This window comes from Arthrobacter sp. DNA4, assembly GCF_024362385.1.
Classification (GTDB): domain Bacteria; phylum Actinomycetota; class Actinomycetes; order Actinomycetales; family Micrococcaceae; genus Arthrobacter.
Genome location: NZ_CP101466.1, coordinates 241563 through 262487, shown reverse-complemented (window position 1 = coordinate 262487; position 20925 = coordinate 241563). Strand labels below are relative to the sequence as shown.

General features: G+C 67.6%; 20 protein-coding genes. 4 read left to right on the top strand and 16 right to left on the bottom strand.

Annotated elements, in window-relative coordinates; translation table 11 throughout:
* Positions 1-35 precede the first annotated feature (35 nt).
* Entirely contained in the window at positions 36-656 is a 621-nt protein-coding gene (locus tag NMQ03_RS01290; RefSeq protein ID WP_255174045.1) for a TetR/AcrR family transcriptional regulator, read from the bottom strand.
* A 126-nt stretch (positions 657-782) separates the two neighbouring features.
* Here NMQ03_RS01290 and NMQ03_RS01285 point away from each other — a divergent pair, with 126 nt between their 5' ends.
* Complete coding sequence (locus NMQ03_RS01285) at positions 783-1049, top strand: hypothetical protein (RefSeq protein ID WP_255174044.1); 267 nt, start codon at positions 783-785, stop codon at positions 1047-1049.
* Between the two features lie 49 nt (positions 1050-1098).
* Here NMQ03_RS01285 and NMQ03_RS01280 read toward each other — a convergent pair whose 3' ends face one another.
* The 14 genes from NMQ03_RS01280 to dacB all read right to left on the bottom strand — a co-directional run bounded on the left by NMQ03_RS01280 (position 1099) and on the right by dacB (position 15505).
* Positions 1099-2022 (bottom strand): pantoate--beta-alanine ligase, encoded by a 924-nt coding sequence (locus tag NMQ03_RS01280; RefSeq protein WP_255174043.1) that lies wholly within the window; start codon positions 2020-2022, stop codon positions 1099-1101.
* On the bottom strand, positions 2023-2916 hold the full coding sequence (locus NMQ03_RS01275; protein ID WP_255174042.1) for a Rossmann-like and DUF2520 domain-containing protein: 894 nt from the start codon (positions 2914-2916) through the stop codon (positions 2023-2025).
* Entirely contained in the window at positions 2909-4564 is a 1656-nt protein-coding gene (locus NMQ03_RS01270) for a PH domain-containing protein (RefSeq protein WP_255174041.1), read from the bottom strand. The genes NMQ03_RS01275 and NMQ03_RS01270 overlap by 8 nt, the downstream gene beginning before the upstream one ends.
* A complete protein-coding gene (locus NMQ03_RS01265; protein ID WP_255174040.1) occupies positions 4561-5073 on the bottom strand; it encodes a PH domain-containing protein in 513 nt (170 codons plus the stop codon). Before NMQ03_RS01265 ends, NMQ03_RS01270 begins: the two co-directional genes overlap by 4 nt.
* The gene (locus NMQ03_RS01260; protein ID WP_255174039.1) at positions 5054-5602 is read right to left on the bottom strand and encodes a DUF3180 domain-containing protein; all 549 of its coding nucleotides are present in this window, start codon (positions 5600-5602) and stop codon (positions 5054-5056) included. Before NMQ03_RS01260 ends, NMQ03_RS01265 begins: the two co-directional genes overlap by 20 nt.
* Positions 5599-6144 (bottom strand): 2-amino-4-hydroxy-6-hydroxymethyldihydropteridine diphosphokinase, encoded by a 546-nt coding sequence (folK, locus tag NMQ03_RS01255; protein ID WP_255174038.1) that lies wholly within the window; start codon positions 6142-6144, stop codon positions 5599-5601. Before folK ends, NMQ03_RS01260 begins: the two co-directional genes overlap by 4 nt.
* Entirely contained in the window at positions 6141-6533 is a 393-nt protein-coding gene (folB, locus tag NMQ03_RS01250) for a dihydroneopterin aldolase (protein ID WP_255174037.1), read from the bottom strand. Before folB ends, folK begins: the two co-directional genes overlap by 4 nt.
* A 13-nt stretch (positions 6534-6546) precedes the next feature.
* Positions 6547-7485 (bottom strand): dihydropteroate synthase, encoded by a 939-nt coding sequence (folP, locus tag NMQ03_RS01245; protein WP_255174036.1) that lies wholly within the window; start codon positions 7483-7485, stop codon positions 6547-6549.
* 9 nt (positions 7486-7494) lie between these two features.
* On the bottom strand, positions 7495-8139 hold the full coding sequence (gene folE, locus NMQ03_RS01240) for a GTP cyclohydrolase I FolE (protein ID WP_159634411.1): 645 nt from the start codon (positions 8137-8139) through the stop codon (positions 7495-7497).
* A 9-nt stretch (positions 8140-8148) separates the two neighbouring features.
* Entirely contained in the window at positions 8149-10212 is a 2064-nt protein-coding gene (gene ftsH / locus NMQ03_RS01235) for an ATP-dependent zinc metalloprotease FtsH (RefSeq protein WP_159634414.1), read from the bottom strand.
* Positions 10213-10722: 510 nt separating this feature from the next.
* On the bottom strand, positions 10723-11274 hold the full coding sequence (gene hpt, locus NMQ03_RS01230; protein WP_041651844.1) for a hypoxanthine phosphoribosyltransferase: 552 nt from the start codon (positions 11272-11274) through the stop codon (positions 10723-10725).
* Between the two features lie 30 nt (positions 11275-11304).
* The gene (tilS, locus tag NMQ03_RS01225; protein WP_255175711.1) at positions 11305-12378 is read right to left on the bottom strand and encodes a tRNA lysidine(34) synthetase TilS; all 1074 of its coding nucleotides are present in this window, start codon (positions 12376-12378) and stop codon (positions 11305-11307) included.
* A 108-nt stretch (positions 12379-12486) separates the two neighbouring features.
* Entirely contained in the window at positions 12487-13632 is a 1146-nt protein-coding gene (locus tag NMQ03_RS01220) for a zinc-dependent metalloprotease (RefSeq protein WP_255174035.1), read from the bottom strand.
* A 361-nt stretch (positions 13633-13993) separates the two neighbouring features.
* Complete coding sequence (dacB, locus tag NMQ03_RS01215; protein WP_255174034.1) at positions 13994-15505, bottom strand: D-alanyl-D-alanine carboxypeptidase/D-alanyl-D-alanine-endopeptidase; 1512 nt, start codon at positions 15503-15505, stop codon at positions 13994-13996.
* 156 nt (positions 15506-15661) lie between these two features.
* On the opposite strand from dacB, the gene NMQ03_RS01210 reads away from it, so the two are divergent.
* From NMQ03_RS01210 to NMQ03_RS01200, 3 genes are all read left to right on the top strand, one after another.
* Complete coding sequence (locus NMQ03_RS01210; protein WP_043450105.1) at positions 15662-16150, top strand: inorganic diphosphatase; 489 nt, start codon at positions 15662-15664, stop codon at positions 16148-16150.
* A 93-nt stretch (positions 16151-16243) separates the two neighbouring features.
* The gene (locus NMQ03_RS01205) at positions 16244-17587 is read left to right on the top strand and encodes a carboxylesterase family protein (protein WP_255174033.1); all 1344 of its coding nucleotides are present in this window, start codon (positions 16244-16246) and stop codon (positions 17585-17587) included.
* Positions 17588-17624: 37 nt separating this feature from the next.
* Positions 17625-18377, top strand: a complete 753-nt coding sequence (locus NMQ03_RS01200) for a DUF429 domain-containing protein (RefSeq protein WP_255174032.1) — start codon at positions 17625-17627, stop codon at positions 18375-18377.
* Positions 18378-18381: 4 nt separating this feature from the next.
* Here NMQ03_RS01200 and NMQ03_RS01195 read toward each other — a convergent pair whose 3' ends face one another.
* Positions 18382-20778: a phosphoketolase gene (locus NMQ03_RS01195; RefSeq protein ID WP_255175710.1), complete on the bottom strand. Its 2397-nt coding sequence runs from the start codon at positions 20776-20778 to the stop codon at positions 18382-18384.
* Positions 20779-20925 lie beyond the last annotated feature (147 nt).

Below are 20925 nucleotides of genomic sequence, written 5' to 3'. Positions count from 1 at the left end.
GGTCGGTGCTGAAGCCCGTCCTGGAGAGCCAGCCGCTATGCCCTGTGGTGCTCGATCAGCCAGACAGCCATCTCTTGGGCACGCTTCCCGGCGTCCAGGTCACCGCCGGTTGCCGAGATGATGGAACCCTTCATCAGGATCTGCCAGGAACGCGCGAACCCGTCCGGGTCCACAAGCCCGGCTTCTTCGGCCAACGCCTGTACGTGGCTCCGGAGTTTTGCCAGGTAGTTGATACTGGCCTGCCCCAAGGGGTGGGACGGTCCCATCTCCAGCAGGACCTGGGTGAAGGTGCTCCCTTCGAAGTCATCGCGCCGGAACCATTCCCCCAGGACATCGAAGATTGCCAGCAGCCGCTCCACCGGCGTCTGTCCCCGGCCCCGGGCCTGGGCCACGATCGCTTCAACAGTCCACAGTTTGTCCCGCTGCTCCAGGAAGGCCAGGACCAACGAGTCCTTTGACGGGAAATGCCGGTAGAAGGTGGCCTTGGCCACGCCTGACCGCTCGATGAGTTCATTGACACCCACGTCCCGGATTCCCCTGCGCGAAAACAGCTCGTAGGCCACCGAGAGGATCCGCTCCACGGAATTGGTGTTGCCCTCCGCCGCCGGAGCCACGGAAGAGGAATCGGATATCGGGACCTTCGCCTCTGTGCTCATAGGACTTGGAGTCTACTTCAGGGGAGACAGACCGGTCTTGCCCGCTGTAGTGTTTCTCCTACGCAGTTCTTTAGAACACCGCAAGGCGCGCCCAAGGGTCCGCCGGTTTGGAGCAAGGAGGCCCCAATGTCAGCAGAGCGGATGTTCCAAAGTGTCCCGTCGGATCCGGATCCCTGGATGTCCAGTGATACGCCCGAAGAGGTCAGGCAGTTCGCTATCGAGTCGCTGCGGTGGCAGGCGCAGGAAATCATCGATGAGCTGCTTGGCGGCCAGGATCCCTGTGAAGAACTCGCCCGGGCCCGCCTTCGCCGCTGCGTCGCCAGGAACCCGGGCAGGCCTGAACGCGCGCTGCTCGAACAGCTCATGATCAACCGGGACCACTCAGGCCTGTAACGGGGCACCCGGGCGTGCGCCGGGCTCACGCGGCAGCTATGAGCAGCAGTTACGAACTCAGTGGCACGTTGTCGATCAGGCGCACCGGCCCCACCTTGGCGGCGATGAGCGCCAGGGCCTCGCCGCGGAAGGGCGTTTCCCGGCAGTTCTCCGCCAGCGGCTCAAGGGTGCCCGGGTCCACTACGTCAAAGTAGTCCAGCGAGACCAGGGGCTGCGATTCCACCATCGCCAGCGCGGAGTCGAGGTCCAGCGGCTCATGGGCGTTCGCCCTTTCCTCCAGCAGCCGCAGGGCCCTGGACAGGACCAGCGCGGCGTCCCGCTCGGCGTCGGACAGGAAGCGGTTCCGGCTGGACAGCGCCAGCCCGTCCGTTGCGCGCACCGTTGGCACGCCCACGATCTCCACCGGAAAGTTCAGGTCGGAAACCATCCGCCGGACCAGGGCCAGCTGCTGGGCGTCCTTTTGCCCGAAGTAGGCCCGGTACGCCGGCAGGCTGCCGGCGGCAGAACCCGCAGGGCCGGCGGGGAGGCCGGCCGCCGGTGTGCCGTAGTGCAGCAGTTTTGCCACGACAGTGAGTGCGCCGTCAAAGTGGCCGGGCCGCGAGGCGCCCTCCCACTTATCCCCGAGGCGGCCGGAAGTGATCCGCACCAGGGGTTCACCACCGGGATAGACCTCGTCCACGGAGGGCGCGAACGCGAGGTCAACGCCCTGCTCCTCGAGCAGGGCGAGGTCCGCGTCGAGCGTCCGCGGGTAGCGGTCCAGGTCAACGGCATCGCCGAACTGCAGCGGGTTGACGAAAATGCTGGCCACCACCACATCGTTCTGCTCGACGGCGGTGCGCGCCAGCGTTGCGTGGCCTTCGTGGAGTGCGCCCATGGTGGGCACAAGCCCCTGGGAAACACCCTGTTTCGCGCCGAGCAAACGGGCGCTTTCGGCTTTCAGGCCAGCCACGGTGGTGACGAGTTGAATGGGCATTCAGTCTTCCTTCGAATCGAGGGCTTCGCGCAGCCCCTTCAGCTGGTCGGGTTTCAGCAGGCCGCGCCCTTCAGCGCGCAGGGCAGTGGCGCGGGCCATTGCAAGGTAGGCCTCGAGCACGTCACCGTGCCCGCCGCCGTCGAACTCCCGCAACGCCTCAGCGTGCGCACGAACGGTGCCCACGTCCCCGCGGGCCACCGGCCCGGTCAGCGCAGACTCCCCCGAGGCCAGCGCGTTTTCCAGGGTGGCGCGCAGCAGCGGACCCAGCATGCGCTCGGGTGATTCCACTCCCACCTCGCGCAGGAGCTGCGACGCCTGTGCCACCAAGGTGACCAGGTGGTTGGAACCATGGGCCAGGGCCGCGTGGTAGAGCGTCCGGTCCGCCTCGGCGATGGCCACAGGCTCCGCCCCCATCTCCACCACCAGCGCCTGCGCGATGGGGAGCATGGCGGCATCGGCCGTCACGCCAAAGGTGCAGTCGAGCAGCCGGGTGAGGTCCAGGCTCATGCCCGTGAACGTCATGGCCGGGTGCAGCGCCAGCGGCACGGCCCCGGCGGCACGGACCGGATGCAGCACGCCCACGCCGAACCGGCCCGAGGTATGTGCCACGAGCTGCCCCGGCTGCCAGGCGCCTAGCTTCGCCAGCCCCTCCACCAAGTCCGGCAGCGCGTCGTCGGGCACCGCCAGCAGCACCAGTTCCGCACGTTCCACGATGTCCTGCACTTCAAGGATGGGCACGCCGGGAAGGAGTGCCTCGGCCCGGTCCCGGCTGGCGTCGGAGACGGCTGACACTCCCACGACGGCGTGCTCGGCGGCGCGCAGGGCCGCGCCGAGCACGGCGCCCACCTTGCCGGCGCCGATGATTCCGACGCCGAGGCGTCCGGGCTTAGCCATGCGTCTGGCCTTCCTGTTGGTAATGGGTGCGGGCTTCACTGGCTGGTGTCCCAGGGTGCGGCGCTCCGGGGACGGGTGTGTCCGGCACGGCCGCGGGTTCCACTGCCGGAACGACCTGCCGCAACCATTGTTCGGTGGTTTGCCGCTTCCTGGCCAGCCGCGCCCGCGCCGACTGCTCGTCGAAGAGTTGCCTGGCCTCGTCCAGCCCCGCCTGGGTCAGCCGCGGGGCAACGGGACCGGCTGTCGTGTGCAGGACCAGATCGGCCACCCGGAACCGGCGCGCCACGGGCCCCTGATGGATCGCCAGTGACTGCGTGCGTTGGTGGGGCACCAGCACAAGGTCCCGCCACCAGCGCCCGGAGCGGATCAGAAGTGCCGTGTCCGTGGCGGCAAACCCGTTCCGCCGCCAGGCCAGCGGCGCCAGCAGCCGGGCCCGCCGGGGCGTGGTGGTGAACCCGCCGTCGGAACCGCTGCCCATAAGCCCCGCCGCGAACACCTCCGCAGGGCGTTCCGTTCCGGGGTCCGGCAGGACCAGCGAGAGCATGGCGAGGACGTCGGCGAACTTGCCCACCGGCAGGAGGATGGTCCGGGTGTTGCCTTCGACGGCGTTGCCGGACGCCCCGTAACCGGCAACGTTCACCTGCATCCGGTACCAGCCGAACGGACGCCACAGCGGCGGCTGGGCAATCTTCACAGCCTGGATCCGGCCCGGCGGAAGTGTCTGCGCCTGGGTGTCCAGCAGGCCGTAGCGCAACCGGATGCCGTCCGGCGAGACGGCCGCGGTGAAGTTGTAGCCCTTGTTGAAGAAGTTCCAGTAGCTGGCGGCAAGGCCCAGCGCTGCGGGTACCAGATAGAAGTAGAAAGCGCGGTTGTCCGTCAGCGCGGACAGGACCACGGAAGCGAAGCCGCCCACCACAATGAAGAAGCTTTGCCCGCTCAACAGCAGCGATCCGACAAGGCGCGACGGCGGCACGCTGAGTACCTGGATTTCGGGCGCCTCAGGTGCGGGCGGGCCAAAGGACGCCGCCGATGGGCTGCCGGGACCTGAACGCGCCGCGGCGTTGATGCCGGCCGCCGGGACCGCACCGAAGCTTGCCTCAGCACCGGAGGCCCGGGCCAGGATGGTGGCGCGCAGCTGGCGGGCGTCGTCGATCCTGAGGTACGCCAGGCGCACGGCGGATTCACCGGCGTCGGCAACTTCGAACTTGAGTTCGGCCAGGCCAAAGATGCGGGCCAGCAGGGGCTGCACGATGTCAATTGCCTGGACCCGGTCCAGGCGTGCCTGCCGGTGCTGGCGGAAGAGGAGACCGGTGTTGACCCGGACATAGCCGCCGGAGACCTGGTACTTGGTGAAGTACCAGGTCAGGACGAACCCCAGGACTGCCACGGCCAGCACGGCGGCGCCGCCGCCGAGGAGCCATGGTGCACGGCGGGCGAACCCGTCCTCGAAGACGGGCTGGCCCTGGAGTGTCCGCTCAAACAGGTCGCGGCCGAAGAAGAACGTGATGGCGGCCAATGCAACCCAGCCTCGGACGAAAGGTGAGGCGGGATGCACACGCAGCCATTCGCCGTCGGGCGTTCCCGTGGCTTCCGGGCCGGTACCGGCAGGCGGCAGCGCCGGGCCGGGCAGCTGGCCGTCAGTGGTCACAGTCCTGCCAGCCTGGCTTCGCCGCGGGCGGCCAGTTGTTCCCGGAGCCGGGCGCCTTCCGACGCCGGGAGGCCGGGGATGCGCGCATTGGTGCCGGGGGACGCTGTGTGGAGCTTGACGGTGCACAGGCCCATGCTCCGCTCCACAGGTCCCACGGCGATGTCCACATACTGCATGCGTCCGTACGGGACGGCCATGGTGCGCTGGAAGAAGATGCCGCTCCTGACCAGGAGGTCCTCGTCGCGCTCGGCGTAGCCGATGGCCCGGACCTGCCGGGGGATGAGGACAAGCCGCCATAAGGCAAGCAGCAGGGTGGCGGCCGGAACAGTGATGGCCAGCCACAGCGGCGGCCACCGCCACCATCCCAGGAGGACGAATACCAGCGGCGCGGACAGGACCAGTACGGCGGCGATGTTGGCCAACGCCCATTCCACCAGGCGGACGGTGACGTATTTCGGTGACACCCGCTGCCAGTTGATACCCGGCGGGTCAATCGCCTCGGTACGCATATTCGCCTTCCCCAGCGGCTTCCCCGCGGGCAGGCCGGCCCTTCTTCCCGTCAACCGTGTTGGTGTCGCCGTCTTCCGGCGGGATCCTGCAGAACCGCTCCACGACGAGCCCCACCACGATCATCACCAGGCCGCCGCCCGCCATGGCGAGGGCGAGCCAGGTGATGCCCTGGTCGCTGCGCAGGCTCCAGATCCGCAACTGGTCCAGGAAGATGCCCACATGCCATCCCAGCAGCACCGATCCGGCGTAGGCGCACGCCTGCGCCAGGATCAGGGTCCGGGCGGCCAGCAGGGGATCCAGCTGCGTCTTCTTCGTCTTGCTGTTGGGCTGGTGGCTGTTCCGCCACCTCAGGATCCGGATACCCAGGATCAGGGTGATGATGACGATGACGCCCATGGTGGCCAGCGCGGTGGCAGGCAGGACAGGCGTGGCCATGCTGTACCGGCTGGTGACAACCGTGGCCGACCAGCCCGCGATGGCAAGGATGACGCAGATCAGCAGCAGGCGCAGCGGGTTGATGGGCTTCATCTCTCCTCCACCGCTCCCGCCGTCGGCATTCCGTCAAAGTCCCCGAACCCGTCGAACGGGGCAAGGTCCTTGAAATCATCCGCCTGGACTGCCAAGGAGCTGATCCGTTCACCGTTCAGCGTGGCGGCGGGTTCGATGAGTGACCACGGGTAGAGGACGAAAGCACGTGACGCAGCCCGGGGGTGGGGGATGGTCAGGGCGGGGTCGTCACTGCGGAGCTCACCGTAGGTGATGATGTCGACGTCGAGCGTCCGCGGCCCCCAGCGGACCTCGCGGACGCGGAGGTGCTTGTTCTCCACGGCCTGGCAATGTTCCAGCAGTTCGGCAGGGGTGAGGCTGGTTTCCACGGTAATGACCATGTTCAGGAAGTCCGGCTGGCCGGCAGGTCCGCCCACGGCCTTGGTCTGCACTATGGGAGAGACGGCAAGGAGCCGCACTTCGGGCGGATCCACCAGGTCCGCCACAGCCTCCGTCAGGGTCTCGTTCCGTTCACCAAGGTTGCTGCCCAGGGCCAGCACGGCCTTGGTGTAGATCCCGTTCATGCCTGCGCACCGGACAGCGCAGGGGCGGCGGGAACCCGCTCGCGGTGGACCGTAACGGCCACGTCACCGAAGGGGACCTCGATGGGCGCCTGCGGTTTATGGACGGTGATGTCCACGGCCTGGAGCGTGAATTCGGCCAGGAGGCTGTCGGCGATCCGCACCGCGAGTGCCTCAATGAGGTTCAGGGGCTCCCCGGTGATCCAGTCGGTAATACGCTGCGCCACCTCACCGTAGTGGGCGGTGTCCCGGACGTCGTCGGATTGCGCCGCTTCAGTGAAGTCCAGGTAGAGCACGGCGTCCACAACAAAGGGCTGGCCCTCCCGGCGTTCAAAATCGAAGACACCGTGGTGGCCGACGGCGGTCACTCCAGTCAGCACAATCCTGTCCATGGGTCCCCCGGCCCTATTGCGTTTTGGGGACGGCTTGTGTTGTGGGTGCCGCCGCCATGCGCGCAGCCACCTTGACCGCGTCAAGGCTGGAACCGACGTCGTGCACGCGGACGGCCCAGGCCCCGCGGTAGGCGCTGATGGCTGTGATTGCGGCCGTGGCACTGTCCCGCTCGTCAGGAGCAGCAGACTTCCCGGCCACCGTAAGCAGGGTACCGAGGAAACGCTTGCGGGAGGCAGCCACCAGGACCTTGTGGCCCAGGCTGTCCAGCTGGTCCAGGTTCTGCAGCAGTTCCCAGTTCTGGGCGTCGTTCTTGGCGAACCCCAGGCCCGGATCGATGATGATCTGTTCCCGGCTGACACCGGCTGCGTAGAGCTTGTCCCGTACTCCTGCGAGTTCCGCCACGACTTCCCCGGCCACGTCCGTGTATTCGGCAAGCGAGTTCATGGTCCGGGCGTCGCCCCGGCGGTGCGTGAGGACATAGGGTGCCTTGGAGGCCGCCACAAGCTCCACCATCTCCGGTTCGATGGTCAGCCCGGAGACGTCATTGATGATGGCCGCGCCGGCCTTCAGGGCAGCGGCTGCGGTGGAGGCATGCGTGGTGTCGATGCTGACCAGCGCGCCGGCTTTCACCAGGGCTTCAATCACGGGCAGGACGCGGCGCTGCTCTTCGTCCGGGGTAACGTCGTCGGCGCCGGGCCGGGTGGACTCGCCCCCGACGTCGATGATGTCCGCACCGGCGTAGAACATCCGCAGGCCTGCCGCGATGGCGGTGTCCGCTGTCGCGTGCTTGCCGCCGTCGCTGAATGAATCCGGGGTGACGTTCAGGATGCCCATGACCAGGGTGCGGCCGGTGGGGAGGTCCTCAAAGCGGGCAGCCGGGCGGGGCTTGCGCAGGATGGGCAGCGGGGACGTAGCGGGCCCCGTTCCAGGGGCTGCAGCGAGTGAATCCATGGTGTGTGGTTACCTTCCGAGGATGAGGCTCATGGCTTCGGCACGGGTGGCCGGGTCATGAAGCTGCCCGCGGACCGCACTGGTGACGGTCTTCGCTCCGGGCTTGCGGATGCCGCGCATGGACATGCACATGTGCTCGCATTCAACGACGACGATCGCACCGCGGGGTTTGAGGTGCTGCACCATCGCTTCGACAATTTCGGTAGTCAGCCGCTCCTGTACCTGGGGGCGGCGGGCGTAGATGTCCACCAGCCGGGCCAGCTTGCTCAGCCCGGTCACCTTTCCGTCGTGCGAGGGGATGTAGCCAACGTGGGCCACCCCATGGAACGGCACCAGGTGGTGCTCGCACGTGGAGTAGAAGGGGATGTCCTTGACCAGGACCAGTTCCTCGTGGTCCAGGTCGAAGGTGGTGGACAGGACGTCCGCAGGATCATGGTGCAGTCCGGCGAACACCTCGGCGTACGCCTTCGCAACCCTTTTCGGGGTGTCCACGAGGCCACCGCGGTCCGGGTCCTCGCCGATGGCAAGGAGGATCTCGCGGACGGCCGCCTCAATCCGTGGCCGGTCCACCTTTTCGCTCTTGGAGTGGTGGGAACCGTCCTCCGCCGGGTAGGCGGCGGAGGCGGAAACGTCGTCGTCGTCGAAGGAAGTCACAAGGAAAGCTTAGCCGCGAAGGGTGTCAGGCCCCGAGTCGGGGGTGCCTCCGTGAAACGGAGCATCCTCCGAAACGCCCTGCGGGTGCGGCGGCTGGGCGTCCAGCGGCTCGTCAAGGCGCGCCTTCTTCGCTTCCTCCTGCGCTTCCCGTTCAGCCCGCTCCTGGCGGCTCTCCACCGGTCCGGTCAGCTGGACGGGACGGGTTTCCTTGGACAGCCACACCTCGCGGAAGTCCCGCTTGCGGACGTCACGGAAGATGTCGGCAATCTCGGCCTGGTTGAGGGTCTCCCGCTCCAGCAGCTCCAAGGCGAGGTAGTCCAGGATGTCCCGGTTCTCGGTGAGGATTTCGTAGGCCTCGTCATGTGCCTGCTCGATCAGGCGGCGCACTTCCTCGTCCACCACATAGGCAATCTGGTCAGAGTAGTTCCGCTCGTGCCCTGCGTCGCGGCCCAAGAAGGGTTCGCCGCCGCCCTGGCCCAGGCGGACAGCACCGACGCGTTCGCTCATGCCGTACTCGGTGACCATCTTGCGTGCGGTTCCGGTGGCCTTTTCGATGTCGTTGGAAGCACCGGTGGAGGGATCGTGGAACACGATCTCCTCAGCAACACGGCCTCCCATGGCGTAGGCCATCTGGTCCAGGAGTTCGTTGCGGGTCACTGAGTACTTGTCGTTTTCCGGGACCACCATGGTGTAGCCAAGGGCGCGGCCGCGGGGAAGGATGGTGATCTTGGTGACCGGAGCGGAGTTCCGAAGGGCCGCCGCCACCAGGGCGTGGCCGCCTTCGTGGTAGGCGGTGATCTTGCGCTCGTGTTCCTTCATGACGCGGCTGCGCTTCTGCGGGCCGGCCATGACGCGGTCAATGGCCTCATCCAGGGCGCGGTCGTCAATCAGGTTGGCGTTGGAACGCGCGGTGAGCAGAGCGGCCTCGTTGAGGACGTTGGCGAGGTCGGCGCCGGTATACCCGGGCGTCTTCTTCGCCACACCCTTCAGGTCCACTCCGGGAGCCATCGGCTTGCCCTTGGCGTGCACCTGCAGGATCTGGTCGCGGCCGATCAGGTCCGGCGCTTCCACGGACACCTGGCGGTCGAAGCGGCCGGGGCGCAGCAGGGCCGGGTCCAGGACGTCGGGCCGGTTGGTGGCGGCGATGAGGATCACGTTGGTCTTGACGTCGAAGCCGTCCATCTCCACGAGCAGCTGGTTGAGGGTCTGCTCGCGTTCGTCGTTGCCGCCGCCGATGCCGGCGCCGCGGTGGCGGCCGACGGCGTCGATCTCATCCACGAAGATAATTGCCGGCGAGTTGGCCTTGGCCTGTTCGAAGAGGTCGCGGACGCGGGAGGCGCCGACGCCGACGAACATTTCCACGAAGTCGGAGCCCGAGATGGAGAAGAAGGGAACCCCTGCTTCGCCCGCAACTGCGCGTGCCAGCAGGGTCTTACCGGTGCCCGGGGGGCCGTAGAGCAGGACACCCTTGGGGATCTTGGCGCCCACGGCCTGGAACTTGGCCGGTTCCTGCAGGAATTCCTTGATTTCCTGGAGTTCCTCCACGGCCTCATCGGCACCTGCAACGTCAGCGAAGGTGACCTGCGGCATGTCCTTGCTGACCATCTTGGCCTTGGACTTGCCGAACTGCATGATCTTGGAGCCGCCGCCCTGCATGCGGGTCATCAGGAACCAGAAGAGGGCGCCCAGCAGGATGACGGGGATCAGGAGGGACAGCAGGCCGGAGAACCAGTTGCTTTCGATCGGCTGGTCGGTGAAGCCCTGTGCGGGCTTGGCGTCGGTGACAGCCTTCACCACGTCCTGCGCACGGGCATCGACGAAGAAGAACTGGACGCTCTTGCCTTTGTCCTGCCCGTCCACCTGCAGGTTGTCCTTCAGCGTGAGGTCAACGCGGTTCTCGCCGTCGAAGATCTTGGCCTGCTCCACCTTGTTGCTGGAGAGCAGTTCCAGGCCCTTGTCCGTGTCGATCCGGGCCGCACCGCCGGGGGCGAGCGTTGCAAAAGCCACAAGGAGCAGACCGACCACAACGACGATCCAGATGCCCGGGCCTTTGAAGAAGTTCTTAGCTTTCATCTGTTCGGGGGCTGGCCCCGTCCCTTCCGGTAGTGCTTCACGGCGAGTAGTCTGCGCGCGTGATGGTGCTGCGTCAGCTTCTAGCTATACACCGTCCGGAGTAAATCACGCATAGCGAAAAGCAAAAGTTCCCTGTGGGCGTAGATGGTGCGGCAGTCCGCAGAATGCCGCGTCAAAGCTGCGATATCCCGGTGCGGGGCGGGCCCCACGGATCCACGCGTGAGCGGTCACTGCAGCAAAAGAGGGCGGGCGCCAGGCGGTTGGGGCCGTAGCCCAGCCCGACCGCCGTCGTCCGTACTTTCCCGCGGGTTTCGGGACTGACCGCGCGAAAGGCACGTCATTGAGGACGCGGAACCGTGGAGGCCGGGACGCCGGTTTCCACGCCACGTCCCGGATGCCCACGCTGCTGCTCACGCTTCCCGGACCTCACCAAGGCCACTGCGGGATGGCATTTCATGGCAGTCCCGGGCGGCAACATTGCCGTGAACCGCCATGTTCGCGCGGAAGGGGTTACTCGTAGACGTGCGGCGCCAGGGTGCCCACGAAGTCCAGGTTGCGGTACTTTTCCGCGTAGTCCAGGCCGTAGCCCACCACGAACTCGTTGGGGATGTCGTAGCCCACGTACTTGACGTCGATCTCCACCTTCGCGGCGGTGGGCTTGCGGAACGCGGTGCAGATTTCCACCGACGCGGTGCCACGGGATTCCAGGTTGGTCTTGAGCCAGGACAGGGTGAGGCCGGAATCGATGATGTCCTCGACGATCAGCACGTCCTTGCCCATCAGGTCGGTGTCCAGGTCCTTGAGGATCCGCACTACGCCGGAGGACTGCGTACCCGAGCCGTAGGAGGAAACGGCCATCCAGTCCATGGAGATGTGGCTGTGCAGTGCCCGGGCCAGGTCAGCCATGACCATGACGGCGCCCTTGAGGACGCCAACAATGAGGATTTCGCGTCCTTCGTAGTCTTTGTCGATCTGCGCGGCGAGTTCGGTGATCCGCTGCTGGATCTGTTCCTTGGTGTAGAGAACGTGCTTGAGATCTGCCTGGACGTCGTTTGAATCCACCAATGGCTCCTGTTTAGATGCGGGGTGCGACTATTTTGCGGGCGGTTTTTGAGGCCGGAATACAAGCTTCCCACAGCGCGCGGGTTCGCGGGGAACGGAAGCGGCGCCGCCCGGAGCCCCGGGAGCGGCCGCGTCCTTCGATTCCTCCAGCTGCGCCAGTGACAACCGGTACACACTCACGCCGCCGGGAAGCTCCACCGGTCCGGCCGAGCCCTGCCGCCGGAGCAGCCCTTCTGCCGCCAAAAGGCGCCGGTAGCTGGGCTGCTGCCCGCCGGCGTCGGCCGCTGCCTTGGCGATGACACGGAACCTGATGGCCGGTGCCAGCGCCCGCAGCGCCTCCTCCGGCAGGCCCAGTCCGCTGCCGTCCCGTTCCACCAGGGACGCGTAGGTGCTTTCCGCCACATCCTCCAGGTAGTCGGCGTCCAGCTGCAGGATGGCGGCTGTCCGGGCCAGGGATTCTGCGACGCCGGGACCGAGTTTTTCCTCAAGGTGCGGGAGGACTTCCACCCTGGTCCGTGACCGCGCGAAGGCGGGATCGGAGTTGGTGGGATCGTGCCAGGGATCCAATTCCTCCACGGCACAGATTTCCTCGGTGTCCGCTCGCCGGAGTTCCAGGAAGGGGCGCAGGAGGACGGCATTTCCGGTTCCAGGACGTGCCGGCCGCATCCCTGCGAGGGACCGCGTGCCGGAGCCGCGGGCCAGGCCCAGCAGTACTTGTTCGGCCTGGTCGTCCAGGGTGTGCCCCAGCAGGATTGCCTCCGCGCCCTGGTCTGCGGCTGCGGCCTCAAGCGCGGCATGCCGGGCTTCACGGGCGGCGGCTTCGGGGCCCATGCCGGTACCGGCCACCGTAACGGTACGGATTTCCACCGGATGCAGGCCCAAATCCTGCAGTGCTTCCACCGTGCGGGCGGCAATATCGCCCGATCCCTCCTGCAGCTGGTGGTCCACCACCACGGCGCCAACGGTCAGCGGGTGGCCGTCCACGTGTCCGCGGCGGCCAAAATACGCGGCGACGGCGGCGAGCGCCAGGGAGTCCGGCCCGCCGCTGCAGGCTACGAGGACGTGGCGTGGGTAGCCGGCCCCGGCCAGGGCGTTCTGCAGCAGTTTGCGCGAAGTGCCAACGACGGGCGCCAACCTGCCGGGCCGGCGTCGGCCGCTCCGCGCACCCTGTCCTTCAGCCGCCGGGGCGCCCACCGGTACCTCTGAAGGCAACTAGAGGCCCATCCGGTCGAGCCACAGCTTGGCGTCGTGGATCTCGGGCTCGGTGGGAAGGTGGTCCACCGAGTCCCACACCTTGTTGAAGCCCTCCATGCCGGCCACGTCCACCACCGCGCGGACAAAGCGGGCGCCGTCGGAGTACTGGCGCATTTTGGCGTCCAGGCCCAGGAGGCTGCGGATGAACTTCTCGATCACGCCGCGGTCCTTGCCGCGGTCGTTGAAACGCTGCCGGATGGTCTTCACGGAAGGCACGATGCTCGCGTCCACGGCATCCATCACCACGTTCGCGTGCCCCTCGAGCAGGCTCATCACGGCGGTGAGGTGCGAGATGGCGGCCTTTTCCTCGGGGTCCTGCAGCAGGTCCAGGATGGCGCCGCGGCCCGGCGTGTTTCCGCTGGCAGAGCGGTCCTTCAGCGAACGCGCGGCGGCCGAGGCACGCTCCATCAGGGAATCGACGTTGCCCAGGAGGTGCCCGCTGAGTTCGTCGATTTGCTCCAGCATGTGGTGGCGCAGCCACGGCGCTGCCGCGAACTGCACCCGGTGCGTCTGCTCGTGCAGGCACACCCAGAGCCGGAAATCCTCCGGCGTGACGTTGAGTTCGCGCTCCACCGAGACGATGTTCGGCGCCACCAGCAGGAGCCGGCCGGCAGCAGGGGCCGTGGAGTTCTCCGCCAGGGCCGCAAAGGGATCGTACTGGCCCAGGACCTTGCTGGACAGGAAGGCAAGGACGGCCCCCAACTGGCTGCCGGTAATGGCGCCGCTGACCTGGGCGGCCGCGGGGCTGAGGTTTCCGCGCCGGGTGTCCAGCATCTTCTGCATGGCGGGCTTGAGCATCACCGCGAAGCTTTGGGTGTTGGCCTTGGCCCAGGACGCCCGGTCCACCACCAGCACGGAGGAGTCGCGCAGGTCGCGGGCCGCTTCCAGCCGGGTGATTTCGTGGACGTGCGGCACGGATGCGTCAGCCAGCCGGCGCAGGCTGTCCACCGCCTCCCCGATGGCTTTTCCGTCGAGCACGGGCCCGGCCGGAGCCAGCCTCGCCGCGGCAGAGGCAGCGAGGTCCCAGTTGATCAGGGCTTGCGCCTGGTCGGACTGGGCTGTTGGGGACAACGTCGATGCGGACTCGCGCGCAGTGGACTCCATGGTTCCCATCAGAACACAGCAGGCCGGGGATCGTCCTTAAGTTCGCTGACCGGCGAAACTTCCACAGCCGCTGCACAGGAGGGCGAAAGCGCTGTCCCAGACCCGCCGGGCAGGCTGGAAACCGCAGGGCAACCTTCCTGTCCAGGAGCGGCCCGAACCCGCACAACCGTTGCTGCCCCGCACCGTTCATGCGGGACAGGGCCGTTCATGCGGGACAGGGCCGGTCATAACCATCGAAGGAGGACATCATGATCCCCTACCGTCCCATCGCTCCCCTGACCATCGGCCCGCGCACGGGCTGGAGGTCGGTGCTGGCCGCCGTCGTCATGGCCGCGCTGCTGGGGACCACCGCAAGCCCGCGTTAGCGGCAGCCGCAGCCCGCCAGCGCGGTAGCTGCCCGGTCCAGCGCCACCTTGTTGCCGGCAGCTCCGGGCGTCAGGCCGTTGCCGATGAAGGAGAACACCAGGAGACGGCCGTCGGAGTCAACAACATAGCCGCTCAGCGCCAGCACGGTATTCAGGGTCCCGGTCTTGGCACGGACCAGCCCGGCGCCGCCGGAGGTGGTGGCATCCCCGTAACGGGTGTCCAACGTGCCCGACAATCCGCCAACCGGGAATCCGTCCAGCGCGGCGCGAAGCCTGGTATCAGCGCCGGTGGTCATGGCCCGCACCACGTCCGTGAACTGGCGGGCAGTGACCTGGTTGCCCATGGCCAGGCCGCACACATCCACCAGCTTCACGGCGTCGGGGGTGACGCCGGCGGCCGCAAGCTCGGCAGTGACTGCGGCCGTGGCGCCGTCATTGCTTCCGGGCCGTCCCGTGGCTACCGCCGCCATGCGGCCCATGGTTTCAGCCAGGTAGTTGTCCGAGACCTGCAGCATCAGGTCCACCTGCTCCGCCACGGGGGCCGAGGCAACACTGGCCAGGGCTGCAGCGCCGGCCTTGGCGGCACCGGGTGAACGGTCGACGCCGGCCGCTACCGTCAGTCCCGCCCCGGCACCTGCCGTACGGAGCTGGGCCGCGAACGCCTCCGCCGCAGCCATGGCCGCATCCTGGGGGCGGGGACCGGTGGTGACGGCGGGATCAAAACGTGCGGAGTTGAGGGCCAGCGGGTACAGCGGAGCGATTTCGCCGGCTTCCACATCGCCGGACTGCCAGTTGGGATTCAGTGCAGGGCCGGTGAAAAGGGAGTCGTCCACCAGCACCTTGATGTCACCCGCGGTACCGGCGGCCTGCAGGGCCTGCACGGTGAGGGCTGCAAGCGTGGCCAGGCCGGCATGGCCCATGGCCTGTCCTGGCCGCGACTCCCCGGCGCCCAGGAGGACATCGCCGCCGCCTACCAGGACGACCTGACCGGGAGCAGGGCCCTGCACCACCTGCGTGGTGAACCGGTGCTCCGGCCCCAGGGTGCGCAACGCGGCCACGGCGGTCAGCAGCTTGAGGTTCGACGCCGGCACCCGGCCTTCCGCGCCACCCCGGTCAAAGAGGACCTGGCCCGTGAGCGCGTCCTGCACCATGCCAGTGAAAGTACCGCCGCCGTCGGACGTTAATACTGGTTCCACCTGGGCCGCGACGGCCGACGGCGCGGGCACCGGGGCGGAAGGCTGGAGGGGTGCAAGCACCTGCGGGGCGGAAAGTGTGGCGGGGGCCTGTTGCCAGGCGGGCGCAGCGGGGGCCGGCGCCGGGGCGCTGGAACCAAAGAATCCGGGTCCGACGATGCCGGGGGCCACGAGCAGGGCCGCCGGGATGGCGAGGACTACCAGGACCAGCGTGGCCAGGACCAGGTGCCAGGACTTCCTTGCCTCCTGGGCCATGCCGCCGGAGCGTCGGGAACGCCGGACGCGCAATGGTTCCCTGCCGGTTGGTTTGGTCATGCTGGTGCCGGTCCTCAAGTCCTGAAATTTCCCCACAAGTTCCTGATTCCAGGGCCTCTCGCTATATCCTCAATTGTAGTCGGCGGCACCGACACGCTTTTTTGTGGGCCCGTCAAGTGTGCCGCGCACCCCCTGCAATTGCCGAGGAGCATTCCCATGAAGCACGACGTGACCATCGAGATCCCCAAGGGATCACGCGTCAAGTACGAAGTTGACCACGAGACCGGCCGCGTCCGCCTGGACCGCGTCCTCTTCACCTCCATGCAGTACCCCACGCACTACGGGTACTTCGAGAACACCCTCGGCGAGGACGGCGACCCGCTGGACGCACTGGTGCTGCTGCAGGACTTCGACCTGCACCCGGGCGTCATCGTCGAGTCCCGCCCCATCGGCGTCTTCAACATGACCGACGACGGTGGCGGAGACGCCAAGATCCTGTGCGTGCCGGTAGACGCCCGCTTTGACCACATCCAGGAAGTCAGCGACGTCAACGAGTACCTGATCAAGGAAATCGAGCACTTCTTCACCCGCTACAAGGACCTGGAGCCGGGCAAGTGGGTCAAGGCCGAGGGCTGGGGCGACCGCGCCGCCGCCGAAGCCGAGCTGGAAGCTTCCATCAAGCGCTACGTGCCCACCGGTCACTAGTCCACGAACCACCAGTCCGACGGCGGGTGCCTGGCTTTTCGAAGCCGGGCACCCGCCGTCGTTGTTTCAGGAAGTTATGGCATGGTGGGGGCTGTGAGTTCCGAGCCAGCCGTGACGTCCCAGCTTCTGTTCCATCCGCCGTGCGGCCCCGTCAGCGGGCGGCGGGACGGCGACGTCATCCGTGCCACCGGCATTCCCTACGCCACCGCTGAACGTTTCCAGGCGCCCGCACCGGTTCCGGACTGGACCGCCGAATATGCCGCCACCTCTCCCGCACCCGCCTGCCCCCAGGCGCCGGTGCCGTTCCTGGACGACGTCCTGGGGACCAAATACGGCGAGCTTCCCGGCAGCGAGGACTGCCAGAACCTTTCCATCACGCTGCCCGGCACCCTGAAGCCGGACGAAAAACTGCCCGTCATGGTCTGGATCCACGGTGGCTCCTACACCACCGGCTCCGGGGACCTGGCCATCTTCGACCCCGCACTGCTGGTGGCCGAAAACCGGGTGATCGTGGTTTCCGTGACGTACCGGCTCGGACTGTTCGGGTTCCTGGCAACACCGGCAGGCCGGCCCGGCAACCTGGGACTCCTGGACCAGCTCGAAGCTTTCCGGTGGGTGCAGCGGAACATTGCCGCGTTCGGGGGCGATCCCGGCCGGGTCACCGCCTTCGGCCAGTCCGCCGGGGGCGACGCGATCGCCCACCTGATGGCCACGCCCGAGGCACCAACCCTCTTCCAGCGCGCCATCATCCAAAGCGCCCCGCTGGGCATCACCCGCGGCCGGGCGAAGATGAACCACGCCATGGGCATTGCCGCGGATTCCGTGACCGAGGAGACCCCCGCCATGGACGTGGTGGCTCTCGAAGCACAGGTCACGCAGGTGGCCCGGAAGTTCGGCATGCTGGCGGCCATGCCGTTCGGCACCCAGTACGGCCACGACCCGCTCCCGGAAGAGTCAGGCATCGAGGCTGCCTGGAACCGGACCGCGCCGGCCATCGACGTGCTGATCGGCCATACCTCCGAGGAGGCCCGCCTGTTCCTCCCCCGCAGCCCCCGCCTGATGAGCCTGGCCGCGGTTCCGTTTGTGGGCAAGGCCGCCGTCCGCGCCGTTGACTGGGTTGTCACCGAAACTGTGTACGGCCGGGCAACCCGCAGGTTCGCGCGCCGGCATGCCAAGGCAGGCGGAAGGGCGCACCGCTACGTCCTGGACTGGCATGCCCCCGGCAACATCTTCGGCGCCGCCCACACCGTGGACCTGCCCCTGCTGCTGGGAAGCCGGAAGACGTGGGAGGGCGTGGGCCTGATCGCCGGTTCAGAGTGGGCGGATGTGGAGGCCGCGGGCCGGGAGATGCGTGCACTGTGGGCCGGCTTCGCGGGGGGCACTGACCTTGGCGGATCCGGGAGCATCCCCGGCGTCCTGCGCTACCGCGCGGTCTGACGCAATGCCGTCTGACCACAGCATTGACGGGCAGCCCATGAGAACCCTTGGCGTGGATCTGGCGGCAGCGACCAAAAAGACTGCCGTGGCGGTCATCGAGTGGAGCGGTGACCGGGCCCGGCTGGCCCACCTGGCCCTGGATGTTGACGACCAGGAGATCGTGGACCTGTTCGGCACCTGCGGCATGACCGGCGTCGACTGCCCTGTGGGCTGGCCTGACGCGCTGATCCCGTTCCTCACCGGCCACCTGAACTTCAACGCAGCGCCGGTTCTGGAGCACGACGGCCTAGCGGGCCGGAGGCTGCTTGCCTACCGGGACACGGACCGCTTCGTCACGCGCGAAACCGGCCTGATCCCCCTGAGCGTTTCCGCCGACAGGCTGGCCCACCCTGCGATGCGCTGCGCGGTGATCCAGGCGAAGATCGCGGCACTGCATGGCCCGCAGCTCCGGGACGGGTCGGGGCGGTTTGCCGAGGTGTATCCGGCGGCGTCGCTGAAGATCTGGGGCCTCAACGGGCGCGGCTACAAAGGCCGCGGCATCCCCGAAACCGAGCGTCTGGGCCTCCTGCTGGCGGCCCTCGAAGAGCAGGCGCCCTGGCTGGACCTGGCCGGGCACCGCGACAGGCTAACCGCTTCGGACGACCTGTTCGACGCCGTCATTGCCTCGCTGACCGCCCGGGCCGTGGGCCGCCGTCGGACACTCCTGCCAGACAGTGCCCACGCCGAAGCCGCCCGCAGCGAAGGCTGGATCCACCTGCCCGCCTGCACTCTGGACGACCTCCCGCTTTAGGGCGTCAGCCGCCCAGCTTCCAGTTCCGGATCTCCTCCGGGTCCTCGCCGTGGGTTCGGGTGTGCTCGCGCGCCCGGTTGCGCCGGTCCTGCAGGTCCTGGCGGAGCAGCGAGTGCTTTTCGGCAAGGGCCGGAACGCGGTCGATCGCATCGATGGCCAGGGTGAAGCGGTCGATGCCGTTGAGCATGGCCATGTCGAACGGGGTGGTGGTGGTCCCCTCTTCTTTGTAGCCGTGCACATGGAGCCCCTGCTGGTTGGTGCGCCGGTACGCCAGCCGGTGGATCAGCGCCGGGTAGCCGTGGTACGCGAAGATGACGGGCTTGTCCGGGGTGAAGATGCCGTCGAAGTCATGGGCGGGGAGGCCGTGCGGATGCTCGCTTTCGTCCTGCAGCCGCATCAGGTCGACCACATTGACCACCCGCACCTTGAGACCGGGGGCACCATTGCGGAGCAGTTCCGCAGCCGCCACGGTCTCCACGGTTGGGACGTCACCCGCGCAGGCCAGTACGACGTCGGGCTCCTCGCCGGGCACCTCGGAGCCGGCGAACGCCCAGATGCCCAGGCCGCGGTGGCAGTGGTTCGCGGCATCGGCCGGGCCCATCCAGGTGGGCGAGGGCTGCTTGCCGCTGACCACGATATTCACGTAGTCCGTCGAGGCCAGGCAATGCTCCATGACGGACAGCAGCGTATTGGCATCCGGCGGCAGGTACACCCGGATGACCTCGGCCTTTTTGTTGACCGCGTGGTCGATGAAGCCGGGGTCCTGGTGGGAGAACCCGTTGTGGTCCTGCTGCCACACGTGGGAGGACAGCAGGTAGTTCAGTGATGGGACGGGCTGGCGCCAGTGCAGTTTGCGGGATACCTTGAGCCACTTCGCGTGCTGGTTGAACATGGAATCGACAATGTGCACGAAGGCCTCGTAGCAGTTGAACACGCCGTGCCGCCCGGTCAGGAGGTAGCCCTCCAGCCAGCCCTGGCACAGGTGCTCGCTGAGTACCTCCAGGACCCGGCCGGAGCGGGCAAGGTGCTCGTCGACGTCGTCAATCCGGTACTGCCACACCTTGTCGGTGACCTCGTAGACGTTCTGCAGCCGGTTGGAGGCCGTCTCGTCCGGGCCGAACAGCCGGAAGTTTTCCATGTTCTGGGCAATCACGTCCCGCATCCAGGAGCCCAGCGTGATCATGGGGCTGACCCGGTCGGTTCCCGGGCTGGGCACCTCGACGGCGTGGTCCTGGTAGGCGGGCAGCTTGAGGGCCCGCCGGAGCAGCCCGCCGTTGGCGTGCGGGGTGGCACTCATGCGGAAGTCCCCGGTGGGTGCCCCTTCGGCGACGTCGGGCCGGAGCCGGCCGTCGCCGTCGAACAATTCCTCCGGCCGGTAGGACTGCAGCCATTCCTCCAGCTGCTTCAGGTGCTCCCCGTTGGTGCGGACCTCGGACAGCGGCACCTGGTGCGCCCGCCACGTTCCTTCCACCTGCAGCCCGTCCACGGTGCGCGGCCCGGTCCAGCCCTTGGGCGAACGCAGGACGATCATCGGCCAGCGGTGCCCGCCCTCCCCGGCCTCTTCAGCGTCCGGATCCTGCCGGTGGGCGTCCTGGATGGCCCTGATATCGGCCAGGCAGCGGTCCAGGACCGCGGCGAAGTCACGGTGCGCCTGCTCCGTGTTGTCCGGATCCGCCACCGTCACGAAATACGGCTCATGGCCATACCCGCGCAGCAGCTGCTCCAGCTGGTCCTGCGGCATCCGGGCCAGCACAGTGGGGTTGGCGATCTTGTAGCCGTTCAGGTGCAGGATGGGCAGCACGGCACCGTCGGTGGCGGGGTCCAGGAAGTTGTGCGAGTGCCAGCTGGCGGCCAGCGGCCCGGTCTCGGCCTCGCCGTCACCGATCACGACGGCGGTCACCAGCTGCGGGTTGTCGAACACCGATCCGTAGGCGTGGGCCAGGCAGTATCCCAGTTCACCGCCCTCGCTGATGGAGCCAGGGCTTTCCGGTGCGGCGTGGCTGGGGATGCCGCCCGGGTAGGAAAACTGCCGGAACAGCTCCGCCAGGCCGGCCTCGTCGTTGCCCACGTGGGCATAGATTTCGGAGTAGGTGCCTTCCAGCCAGGCATTTGCGACGACGGCGGGGCCGCCATGGCCGGGACCGGCGACGAAGAGCATCTCCAGTGAGTCGCGGCGGATCACGCGGTTCAGGTGGGCATAGACGAAGTTGAGCCCGGGTGTGGTGCCCCAGTGGCCCAACAGGCGGGACTTGGTGTCCCCAGCCTGCAGCGGCTCGCGCAGCAACGGGTTGGACCGCAGGTAGATCTGGCCCACGGAGAGATAGTTGGCTGCCCGCCACCACCTGTCGACGAGTTCGAGTTCCCCCTGTTCGATGCCGTCCTGCTGCATCTCGCCCTGCATCTCGTCCTGCCCTGCGCTGCTTACCATAACCATCCTTACGTCGGGTGTGCCGCTGCAGGCGGCAGTTCCCCCATCGCAACAGATGGAGGGGTACGGAGGCAACCCCCGCCGATGTACCTTGCCTTTTGGACCGTGGGCACCTGTAGG

What these genes read in the sequence shown, in the direction of transcription:
- NMQ03_RS01290 (WP_255174045.1), bottom strand. Translation starts at nt 656, where the DNA reads ATGAGCACAGAGGCGAAGGTCCCGATATCCGATTCCTCTTCCGTGGCT.
- NMQ03_RS01285 (WP_255174044.1), top strand. Translation starts at nt 783, where the DNA reads ATGTCAGCAGAGCGGATGTTCCAAAGTGTCCCGTCGGATCCGGATCCC.
- NMQ03_RS01280 (WP_255174043.1), bottom strand. Translation starts at nt 2,022, where the DNA reads ATGCCCATTCAACTCGTCACCACCGTGGCTGGCCTGAAAGCCGAAAGC.
- NMQ03_RS01275 (WP_255174042.1), bottom strand. Translation starts at nt 2,916, where the DNA reads ATGGCTAAGCCCGGACGCCTCGGCGTCGGAATCATCGGCGCCGGCAAG.
- NMQ03_RS01265 (WP_255174040.1), bottom strand. Translation starts at nt 5,073, where the DNA reads ATGCGTACCGAGGCGATTGACCCGCCGGGTATCAACTGGCAGCGGGTG.
- NMQ03_RS01260 (WP_255174039.1), bottom strand. Translation starts at nt 5,602, where the DNA reads ATGAAGCCCATCAACCCGCTGCGCCTGCTGCTGATCTGCGTCATCCTT.
- folK (WP_255174038.1), bottom strand. Translation starts at nt 6,144, where the DNA reads ATGAACGGGATCTACACCAAGGCCGTGCTGGCCCTGGGCAGCAACCTT.
- folB (WP_255174037.1), bottom strand. Translation starts at nt 6,533, where the DNA reads ATGGACAGGATTGTGCTGACTGGAGTGACCGCCGTCGGCCACCACGGT.
- folP (WP_255174036.1), bottom strand. Translation starts at nt 7,485, where the DNA reads ATGGATTCACTCGCTGCAGCCCCTGGAACGGGGCCCGCTACGTCCCCG.
- ftsH (WP_159634414.1), bottom strand. Translation starts at nt 10,212, where the DNA reads ATGAAAGCTAAGAACTTCTTCAAAGGCCCGGGCATCTGGATCGTCGTT.
- NMQ03_RS01220 (WP_255174035.1), bottom strand. Translation starts at nt 13,632, where the DNA reads ATGGAGTCCACTGCGCGCGAGTCCGCATCGACGTTGTCCCCAACAGCC.
- dacB (WP_255174034.1), bottom strand. Translation starts at nt 15,505, where the DNA reads ATGACCAAACCAACCGGCAGGGAACCATTGCGCGTCCGGCGTTCCCGA.
- NMQ03_RS01210 (WP_043450105.1), top strand. Translation starts at nt 15,662, where the DNA reads ATGAAGCACGACGTGACCATCGAGATCCCCAAGGGATCACGCGTCAAG.
- NMQ03_RS01200 (WP_255174032.1), top strand. Translation starts at nt 17,625, where the DNA reads ATGAGAACCCTTGGCGTGGATCTGGCGGCAGCGACCAAAAAGACTGCC.
- NMQ03_RS01195 (WP_255175710.1), bottom strand. Translation starts at nt 20,778, where the DNA reads ATGCAGGGCGAGATGCAGCAGGACGGCATCGAACAGGGGGAACTCGAA.